Here is a 9,475-nt window from a genome sequence, read left to right on the forward strand (position 1 = left end):
GCGGATGGCGGTCTGACCAGCGAAATGTCACAACTCCCTTGATGTTCAGCTCTGTTGGTGCAGGTTCGTTGTGCTACCGATGTGAGCAAGGAGAGACGAGAGTGGATCCGGTTGTGGCAGGGGCGGTGACGACCGTTCTGGTCAGCGCCATCAGCGCCGTGGTGAAGATCGTGCACCGTCGTCTGGGTGCTGACGTGGAACTTGCGCGTATCGCCGACGAGGGGGCGACGGCAAGGGTCCGGTACGCGGCCCCTCGCGGAGCACTGCAGGAGTCGGCCGGAGCGCGCCGCTTCTGGTTCGCACCGGAGTCTCACGGGATTGGGGGTGGCTGCAATGGAGGATGCCGCCAGTCCTGAACTTCTCGTTGACGTCGTGCCCCACGTTCCGCCGCTGGAAGCGCCTACCGAAGCGCTGCCAGGCAGGGAGCTGGCTGAGGCCCTGCATCATGAGCAATATCCGGCGCTGGTTCGATTCCTCCTCATGGCTGGCGCCTCATGGTCGGAGGCTCAGGATGCCGCCCAGGACGCCTTCACAAAGATGTGCACCCCGGGCCTGGCCATCACCTACCCGAAGGCGTGGCTGCGCAAGGTGGCCTGGCGCTCCTGGGTCAGCCAGCAGGTACGCCCGGAAGACGCTTGCGCGGACCTCCCTGAACCCCACCACACCAGCCTGCGCTGGCAAACCCCAGCCCAGGCCGCAGAGATCGGCGAGGAAGAGCGGCAGGTCATCGCGCAGCTCCTCAGACTTCCCTCCAAGCAGCGCGCCGCCCTGGCCTGGACGCTCGATGGCTTCACCACCGAGGAAAGCGCCCGCGCCATGGGTACCACCCAAGCCGCCGTCCGCCAGAACCTGACCCGGGCACGCGCTGCCCTGAAGGCGGGCCTCGATCTGGAGAGCGGGCACCAGCACGAGGAAGCGCCGAAGGGAGAATCATGACCAGCGCCCCGACCCCCAACACCCACAACGACATCGACCAGCTGGAAGACATGCTGGTCTCAGCACACCGGATCCTCGGCCAAGCCGTGCGCGACCGGATTGCTGCCCAGGGAGGTGCTCCCGAACTCCGCGACCCCGATCTCGCGCTGGACCGCCTGCTGACTGCTGCCCACCGGGCTACCGGTTCCGCCGTCGCCGGACGTCTGAACCGCACTGCCGAGCCGGCCGATGAGCGCCAGCCGCTAGCCCCTGATGCATGCTCGCCCTACCAGCCGCTCGTGGGCCGCCGGGCCTCCGTACGGCTGAGGTACCGACGCGAAGCCCTCCACCTCACCCGAATCTACTGGCCACGAGACTTCACCCTGGCCGTCCGCAGCGCCCTGACGACGCTCAGGAAGTTCAGCGAGTTCCTGGAAGCCGGGGCAGTTCCGCCGAACGTCACCTTGTTCATCCAGACTCTCGCCACGCAGCTCACACACCTCGAAGTCCAGACTGCATTCGAGGACCGACCGCAATCCGAGCTGACCGGGGTCGACTATCTCACCGACGTCCGCGCCCTCCTCGAATCGCACCTCGACCAGCTTCTGCGCGACGTGCGCAACGCCCGGCACCTCGTCGAAGACGAACTGCTCCCGCACCTTGATCCTGCGGATGCCGACACGGCCGGCCTTCTGGGCGCTGATGTGATCACGCAGGACCTCGCCGAAGATCTGGAGCAGGCCCATGACAAAGCGCAGGCACTGCACCGTGTGGTGGTTGCCGTGGAACGCGTAAGCAGCGACTTCGTCGGCGAAGACCTGAGCCAGGCCATCCTGGACGACGTGCCGCTCAAGGGCATCCGCTGGGATGCCTCCACGCTGTGGCCGGTGGAATGGGAGACCTTCATCCGGCAGGCTTCCACGCCGGCCAGCGGTGAACAGGGCGTGCTGATCGTCGCCACCGAACCGCATGACACCGTCGTAGCAGCCGACGTCTAGCGCCGTAGGGCAGACGATCACTGACCCGCGGGGCTGGAGTCGATCGGCAGACACACGGGTGCCTGAGGCGCCGCAGCGCGAGCTGCCGAGTCAGAGCTAAAGGGTGTTGCAGAAGGCTCGGTTCCGGGCTCGGCGTCGAAGTCGCCTGCACCGAGCAGGTCAACGCCGCCACCACCCGCCTCAAGGAAGCCAGCCTGGCCACCCTCGAGGAGAACGACACCTCCTGCTGCTACGCCCTCCAGGACAAGGTGTGGGTCACCGGCCCCGGCAAGGAGCCCTGGGAGGTCTACGCCGTCAAGGCCGACGCCGACCAGCTGGGCAAGAGCGCCGTCTCCGGCGGCGACGCCTGCTGCTCCGGGCAGGAGAAGAGTGCCGAGTCCGTGCCGGCGGCCGCCGGATGTGCCTGCGGCAGCTGAGCGGAGCATCCGTCCCGGGTGGCGGCCTGCCCGCGGCGCCACCCAGGGCCGCGCCACCCTTCGACTCGCCCCATCAACGACAACGGGTTGCATGTAGTATGCGGAAATAGTATGCAATCTGCTATTCTTGCATGCATGATGGGTGTTGAGGATCTCCTCAGGCTCACGGTTGCAGCGCTGATGACGCGCACCGGTGAGCGCCAGAACGATCTCGCGGACGGGCTCGGCCTGTCCCAGGCGCAGGTCTCACGCAAGCAGGGCAACCGGCAGCACTGGTCCCTTGAAGATGTCGACCGGCTTGCCGCGCACTTCGGCCTGCACTACCTGGACCTGCTGGCCGGCCCCACCCACGCCGTCGGCGTGCTCCACGGCTCGATCCCCGCCCTGCGCCCCGCGGACGCCATGGCGCCCTTGGCCGTCGCGCAGCCGGCCCCCGCCGCCCTGTTCCCCGCCGAGCCCGCTGCGGCTGCCCCCGTTGCGCCTGCTGCCGCGGCGCCGGTGGGGTTGTGCGTGCTGTGCGGGCAGCCGACGAGTGACGAACTCGAAGGGTTCCCGCAGCACTTGAGCGCCGAGGAGTGCGCGGCCGCCGTCGCCGCCGCGACCCCTACCCCGGCTGCGCCGCCCCCGCCCGAGCGCGTCGCGCCGACAGAGCTACTGGTGCTGGCCCGGCCCGAGCCGTCCCCTGCTGCGCATCCTGCGCCGGCTCCGGAGTCCCTGGCTTCGGCACCCGCGCCGGAGCCTGCTGCGAGGACGCGGAGCCCGCGTACGTACGCCTCCGAAGACCTGATCGGCCGGATCACCGACCGCGTCCACGATGTCCTCGCCGAGCACGCCGGCGACGTCGACGCCGCGCAGGCCGCACTGCTGAAGGTGGCGATCCCGGATGTGATGGCCCTGTTGAAGGCCTCCCGGGTCGGCGGCCGCTACGAGCACTCGGAGTTCCCGCCGACCGCGGAGATCCTGCGGAAGCGCTCGCAGAAGGGCGCGGACGAGATCTGGGAGGGCCGTCCGAAGTGGCGCAACGCCGAGCTGGTGGCGGCGGCGAAGGCCGGCGCGGAGCTGGAGGTGACGGCTCTGGACATGAACGCCGCCTACCTCTCCGCGCTCAAGTGCTGGCTCCCGATCGGCCAGCTCCGTGAGGACACCAGCGGCATGCACGACCCGAAGAAGGCCGGCGTCCACCTGATCACCCCAGCCTCCTGGGACCACGCCGACCTCCCGAACCCGCTGGGCAACCGGATGGAGCCGGGGGAGTTGTGGGTCAGCGAATCCACCCTCCGCCTCCTCCTCGACTGCGCCCGGCAAAACCTCGCCGACGCCCCGACCATTCACCGCTCCCTCGTTTCCGGAGCCACCGAGGGACTTTTGGAGAAACTGCGCCGAGCACTGGCAGAGACGAGGAAGACTGCATTGGCTGAGGGGGACGAATTGACCGTCGCCTACGTGAAAGCCATGTATTCTAAATTGGTATCGACGGTCGGTGAGTCGACCGCGAACCGTGAACTGCGCCGCCCGGACTGGATGCACATTATCCGGGCGAAAGCATTCGCGAATCTGTGGATGAAGGCCAATAAGGCACACAAGGCAGGATTGCAGGTCGTGGAGATCTCCGGAACGGACGAACTCCACGTGATCGGTGACTGGCGGCAGGTGTTCGCCGAGGGCCGGGACCTGAACCAGGTGAAGGAAAAGAACACCTACGTGCTGGGGGGTAAGCGCTGATGGCCGGTTCCGAGGACCTGTGGGCCCGCTGGGGCGACTGGGGGAAGCACGACGCCCGGGGCATGAAGGGCGGGGAGGCCCTGATCCTGGAGCTGAACCGGATCGTGCACTCCTCCGGCATCGTCTCGCCCGTCACCTCCCGCCGAGGACTCGCCGCACGCCTGCGCTACCTCAACAGCCCCGCCGGCCGCGAAGCCCTCGCCGAACAGGGCGTCACGCCCCGTTCCCTGCGCTCCTGGACGCGCGGGAAGGCCACGCCCTCGGCGGCGTCCAGGGAGCGGATCGATGCGGCGTACTGGTGGCGGCGCCGGGAGAACCTGATCCGCTCCGGCTGGCTCGTCCGCCACCTCGACAACGACGGCCGCGGCAGCCGGATGGAGATCTACCCGGTCGACCAGAGCCACGTCGACTCCAAGTACAGCCGGCCCCTGAGCGACCGGTCCATCACCGTCCGGTACATCTGGCCGGACCTCGTCCAGGCCTGGGCCGACCGCGCCGAGGCGATGGTGGACGAGATCTGGGACGACGTCATCACCGACCTCGACTCCGACTACGCCGCCTACGCCTACGTCTCCTCCGTCGGCATCGGCGCCTGACCCACACCACCCCACCCACCCCGCTCCGCGACTGCGCCTTCGGCCAACAGGTCTGGGGCGCAGCTGCGTGTGGGCGTCGTGTCGTACCGGCTGTTCCCTCTTCGGTAGTCCGACGGGGTGCGGCGTGCTCTCCCGAGCAAAGCGGAATCCATCCACCCGCCTGTCGACTAGAGATCACAGACGGCCTACTCTGCGTGTCCGGGGAGTAACGAGATGGGGGGGCGGATGGCCGATCCGATCGAGATCGAAGCGCCGGACGACACCGGTTCAGGCGTGGTGCGACGCTTCGAGTACCAGGTACACATCGCCGTGCAAGCCGTCCTGGAGATGCTCGCGGGCGGAACAGTCGTACACGTGACCTGCGAGCACATCGAAGACATCGTCGTGGCACGCGAGGGCGACCCCCGGTGTACCGACGGTGGTGTGTTCTGGGATTTCCAGCAGATCAAGACCAGGGATGCCGTGGAGCCCTGGACGCTCACGGACGTGCTCGCCAAGAAGCCCCTCAAGAGCCTGTGGCGCACGTACGAGGCCGTGGCAGGCAAGGACCTGACCTACCAGCTGACCGCAGGCATCGAGGGCCACCTCGACCCCGCAGACGCCGCAGTCGTGGCCCTGTCCAAGGGACAGGGCCACGACAACGCAGCGTGCCGCAAGCGGGTCGCGACGCACCTGAAAGTCGAAGAGGACGCGCTCAGCGACTTCCTTCCCCTGGTGCGTATCAGGGCTCTGCCGCGACGCGGCGACATCGAGCTGCGCAACACGCGGGTCCTGGCCGATCTCGGCCCGGGACTCACCGTGGCGATGATCGACGCCCTCTACAACGAGCTGCTCCGGCGTACCCGCGATGCCACCCAAGGTCTTCCCGTGGCCCGGTGGACGGAGCTCTTGGTCCTCGACAGCCCGCCTCCGGCTGTGCTCAGCAAACGCGTTACTGCAGCATCCGTTGCCGACGTACGCCAGCGTCTTACTCGTCCCGACCACGTTCTGCTGGAAGACCTTTCCCAGCAACTGCATGGCGCCGAGACCGCGCTCGTTCGCAAGCTCCGGGCAGGTGCAGCCTCCCAGGAGGTCATCGAGGAGGCACAGATGCTGCGTGCCCACGCTGACCGCCACCGGTTCAGAGAGCTGGCCCTGGGCGCCTGGCCGGGAGACCAGGCCATCGAGACCGACCTCGACCAGCGTCTGCTACTGCTCGCCCGCCGCACTGGCCGAGCTCATCGAGGACAGCTCCAACCCGCTGACGTCATCTTCGACGAGCTGCAGCGCCAACTGGATGCCACTCCCGGCACGTACGACCGCCATCCCCTTTATGCCCAGGATGGTGTGCTCCTGATGGGCCGGGCATGCGCGATCTCGGACGAGTGCAAGTTCGACTGGGGGACGGCCCGAGATGCCTCCTAACGCCCCCGCGCCCCCTACCGCCGCGCCGCCCACACAACCACCCTCGGCTGATGCCCAAGCCCGCCTGCTGCTGCTCATCGACGTCTTCTCCGCAACCAAGGCGAGCAAGGGCATCGAGGGGCGCATGAAGCTGGCCAAGCTCGACTTCCTGCTGCGTTACCCGGCCCACTTCAACCGCCTCATGGCTGTCCGGCGGCCCGACGTCGACGCCGGCGAGAACCCGTGGCTGACCGGCACCATCGAGCAGAGCATGATCCGTTACAAGTACGGGCCATGGGACCCCACCTACTACAGCCTGCTCGGTGCCCTAACCGGCAAGGGCCTCATCGAGCCCAGGCACGAAGACGCCATCGCGACCTACTGCACGACCCCGGCCGGGCATGACGTCGCTTCAGCTCTCGCTGAAAGCGAGAGCTGGCGCCCCGTACGCGACCGCGCAGTGCTGCTGCGCCGACACTTCAACCTGACCGGCACCACCCTGAAGAACCTGATCTACGAGACGTTCCCCGACATCGTCGAGGCGGACTGGGGGACCCACCTATGAGACTCCGCATCGAAGAGCTCACCATCGTCGGCACCAGCCGCACGATCCGCTTCGAACCCGGTATGAACGCGATCGTCGGCTCCATGAGCGGCGGCAAAACTGCCACCGTCAGCTGCCTCCGCGCCCTCCTCGGCGCCGACGTGAGCGTCGTGCCGGAACTCCGAGGACGGACCATCGCCGGCACCGTACTGGTCGGAGATCGCCGGTTCCGCATCGTCCGCCCCCTGGTCACCACCTCGAACGCGATGGTGGAGATCGCCGAAGTCGAAGGCCGCGGGGAAGTCTGGCGGCTGCCCGCCAGCCAGCTCCAAGCCGGATACGACGCGACCTTCCGTGACTGGTGGCGCGATGCACTCCAGCTGCCCCGCCTCAAAGTCCCGCGCGCTCCCAACGACGACACGAGCCCCCTCGTACCCGTCACCATCAGCGACTACCTCATGTACTGCGTCCTGAGGCAGAAGGAGATCGACTCCTCCGTCTTCGGAACCCCGGACAACTACTCCAAGAACATCAAGCGCAAGTACGTCTTCGAGATCCTTTACGGCCTCTACGACCCTGAGGCAGCCGGCCTGCGCGACCGCCTGCGTGTAGTCACCACAGAGCTGGCAGCCCTCACCGCAGATGCCAACACCCTCGAACGGATCCTGCAGACCACTGCCTTTGCCTCGCGTGCCCAGTTGGAAGTCGAGCGCCAGGAGACCGAGCGGGAGCTCACCCACGCTCGCCAAACTGACGTCGATCTCGCCGGCAGGATCAAGCTCCCCGGGCCGACCGTCCTACTCCGCGAACGGATCGCCGAGACGGAAGCAGAGATTGCCCGGATCGCCGGTGCAGCAGAAGCCGAAGCCGTATCCGTTGCCAATCTCCGCGAACTGCACGGACAGCTCATCGCCCAGAGCCGCCGACTTACCCGTGCCCTGGTCGCCGAGCGGCTCCTCAACGACTTCGAGTTCCACACCTGTCCCCGCTGCGGGTCTGGCGTACCGGATAGGGGCGACGAGCACACCTGCCGCCTGTGCCTGCAAACCCCGCCCAACCTGCCGGCGCCGTCCTCGCTCGCCGCCGAGCAAGACCGAGTCATCGAGCAGGTGACCGAGACCGAAGAACTCATCGACCGGAGCAACAACCGCCTCACTCAGCTCCAGACCGCGCTGGCTACCCAAACTCAGCACCGGAAGGACCTCGGCGCAGAACTGGACCGAGCGACCTCCACCTACATCACCGACCAGGCAGACCGCATCCGCAGCATTGCCGCTCGGCAAGCCCGACTCGAGGAGCACCTCGCTCGTCTCGACGACGGCCTGGCCCTTCACAACAGGCTGGCAGGGCAGGCCGAACGCGTGGCGCAACTTGAACGCGAGCAAGAAGACCTCAACAGCAAAATCGACGCCACCCGCCACAGCAACGAGGCCGTCACCGCACGTCTACGCAAGCTCGACAAGGCTTTCGAAGCCGCTCTCCGCAGTTTCGACGCACCCCGCTTCGACGATGAGCCAGGCTCCTACATCAACAAGAAGACGTACCTGCCGGTCGTGGACGGCCGCTCCTTCGCCGACCTCCAATCTCAAGGCGTCGAGGTACTGGTCAACGTCGCCCATGTCCTTGCACACCAACACGTTGCCCTCAACGACCACGACATCCCCCTGCCCAACCTCCTGATCATCGACGGCATCAGCAGCAACGTCGGCCACGAAGGCGTCGACCTCGAACGCCTACGCAAGATGTACGCCAGCCTCCTGCGCACAGCTACCGAGCACGTAGACCGCCTGCAGATCATCGTCACCGACAATGACTCCCCTCCCATCAAGGGCATCCACCGGCCGCTGGAGTTGTCCGACACAGACCGCCTGGTCCCCATGCCCCCTGCCGAACCTGGTGACGAGCAGTCTCCAGACGCGCCGGCAGAGCAGACAGGCGCCTGAGGACTGCAGCGGGGCCGGACAGGAACACTGTCCGGCCCCGCTGCACGTCGTGTCGTTCAGCCCCTGACCTTCCGGTTGCTGCCGACCCGGTGGTGGTGGCCCGCTCCCGCTGTGTCTGGGCTCCCGCCCGCCTGCTTCGTGGACGTGAAGTGCCCGTCCCACGCGGTGTCGACTCCGTCGTTTATGGCCCACGTAAGAGCCGGGACGGAGCCGTCGGATGACTCTGCACGGGCGAAGGATCGGCCCTTTACCCCAGCTCGTTGACCCTCCATTGAGCTTCTTTCTACGCGACTACAGAAGCTATGCAGTTTCACCCATCTTGCTCTGACTCCTCTAACACTTCGGCGCACTGTTTTAATTTTTGTTATGAGGAGGGTTTTTGCGGTGGATTGCGGGTTGCACATTTGGTATTCGGCCGAGGGTGTTTTTCGGTTTTGGTATTTGGCGTGTGGTCGGTTTTCGGGGGTCGGGAATTGGGTGTGTTTCCTTTTGTCAGCGATCTTTATGGTGTAGACCAGTGTGGTTTGGTAGCGGGGTGTGGTTGTTACGTTGTGTAGTGGGGTGTGGGTGGGTGGACAGGGTGTGGGCCGGCGGGCATACTGCTACTGAGAGGGAGCGCGCAGCGCGACCGGTTGGTCTCTGGGTGGTCTCGGCCCCGCAGGGGTCGCCCTCTCGAAAACCGCTCCTGACACACCATCAGCAACACCTGATAGTCCATCAAAAACGTTCTGACCTGCTAGAATCGACTACAGCAAAGCCGAAGAGCCCCGCGACAGGCCCCCGCTCCCTAGCCAGCCGGCCACCGCGGACCCGAGGTCCCCGAACAGACCGGGACCACCCCGCAGTCAACCGCAGGTGACTGCCTACCGGCCCACTCCGCCCGGCGTCGCGCAGCGACGCAGCCCCTCTTGGAGTGACGCAGTCACTCCGCGTCGTGTCTCCGCAGGAGACCGCGCGC

General features: G+C 66.6%; 7 protein-coding genes and 1 pseudogene. All 8 read left to right on the plus strand.

The window, feature by feature from the left end; translation table 11 throughout:
- Positions 1-333 precede the first annotated feature (333 nt).
- The 8 genes and pseudogenes from ACZ6JS_RS35170 to ACZ6JS_RS35205 all read left to right on the plus strand — a co-directional run bounded on the left by ACZ6JS_RS35170 (position 334) and on the right by ACZ6JS_RS35205 (position 8,517).
- Positions 334-936, plus strand: a complete 603-nt coding sequence (locus ACZ6JS_RS35170; protein ID WP_469304125.1) for an RNA polymerase sigma factor — start codon at positions 334-336, stop codon at positions 934-936.
- Positions 933-1,913, plus strand: coding sequence for a hypothetical protein (locus ACZ6JS_RS35175; protein ID WP_469304126.1), 981 nt, complete (start codon positions 933-935; stop codon positions 1,911-1,913). Before ACZ6JS_RS35170 ends, ACZ6JS_RS35175 begins: the two co-directional genes overlap by 4 nt.
- Before the next feature lie 128 nt (positions 1,914-2,041).
- Positions 2,042-2,329: pseudogene (locus tag ACZ6JS_RS35180) on the plus strand (glyoxalase/bleomycin resistance/dioxygenase family protein); the annotation flags it as partial.
- Positions 2,330-2,464: 135 nt separating this feature from the next.
- Complete coding sequence (locus ACZ6JS_RS35185) at positions 2,465-4,051, plus strand: helix-turn-helix domain-containing protein (protein ID WP_469304129.1); 1,587 nt, start codon at positions 2,465-2,467, stop codon at positions 4,049-4,051.
- A complete protein-coding gene (locus ACZ6JS_RS35190; protein WP_469304131.1) occupies positions 4,051-4,647 on the plus strand; it encodes a hypothetical protein in 597 nt (198 codons plus the stop codon). The genes ACZ6JS_RS35185 and ACZ6JS_RS35190 overlap by 1 nt, the downstream gene beginning before the upstream one ends.
- A gap of 225 nt (positions 4,648-4,872) precedes the next feature.
- Positions 4,873-6,051 (plus strand): dsDNA nuclease domain-containing protein, encoded by a 1,179-nt coding sequence (locus tag ACZ6JS_RS35195; protein ID WP_469304133.1) that lies wholly within the window; start codon positions 4,873-4,875, stop codon positions 6,049-6,051.
- On the plus strand, positions 6,041-6,595 hold the full coding sequence (locus ACZ6JS_RS35200) for a hypothetical protein (protein ID WP_469304134.1): 555 nt from the start codon (positions 6,041-6,043) through the stop codon (positions 6,593-6,595). Before ACZ6JS_RS35195 ends, ACZ6JS_RS35200 begins: the two co-directional genes overlap by 11 nt.
- Positions 6,592-8,517 carry a hypothetical protein gene (locus ACZ6JS_RS35205; RefSeq protein WP_469304136.1) on the plus strand — a complete coding sequence of 642 codons (1,926 nt, stop codon included), beginning with the start codon at positions 6,592-6,594 and terminating at the stop codon, positions 8,515-8,517. The genes ACZ6JS_RS35200 and ACZ6JS_RS35205 overlap by 4 nt, the downstream gene beginning before the upstream one ends.
- Positions 8,518-9,475 lie beyond the last annotated feature (958 nt).

Source organism: Streptomyces sp. NPDC046349 (assembly GCF_055587885.1).

Coding starts and splice junctions, on each gene's coding strand:
- ACZ6JS_RS35170 (WP_469304125.1), top strand. CDS start 334: ATGGAGGATGCCGCCAGTCCTGAACTTCTCGTTGACGTCGTGCCCCAC.
- ACZ6JS_RS35185 (WP_469304129.1), top strand. CDS start 2,465: ATGATGGGTGTTGAGGATCTCCTCAGGCTCACGGTTGCAGCGCTGATG.
- ACZ6JS_RS35205 (WP_469304136.1), top strand. CDS start 6,592: ATGAGACTCCGCATCGAAGAGCTCACCATCGTCGGCACCAGCCGCACG.
- ACZ6JS_RS35195 (WP_469304133.1), top strand. CDS start 4,873: ATGGCCGATCCGATCGAGATCGAAGCGCCGGACGACACCGGTTCAGGC.
- ACZ6JS_RS35175 (WP_469304126.1), top strand. CDS start 933: ATGACCAGCGCCCCGACCCCCAACACCCACAACGACATCGACCAGCTG.
- ACZ6JS_RS35190 (WP_469304131.1), top strand. CDS start 4,051: ATGGCCGGTTCCGAGGACCTGTGGGCCCGCTGGGGCGACTGGGGGAAG.
- ACZ6JS_RS35200 (WP_469304134.1), top strand. CDS start 6,041: ATGCCTCCTAACGCCCCCGCGCCCCCTACCGCCGCGCCGCCCACACAA.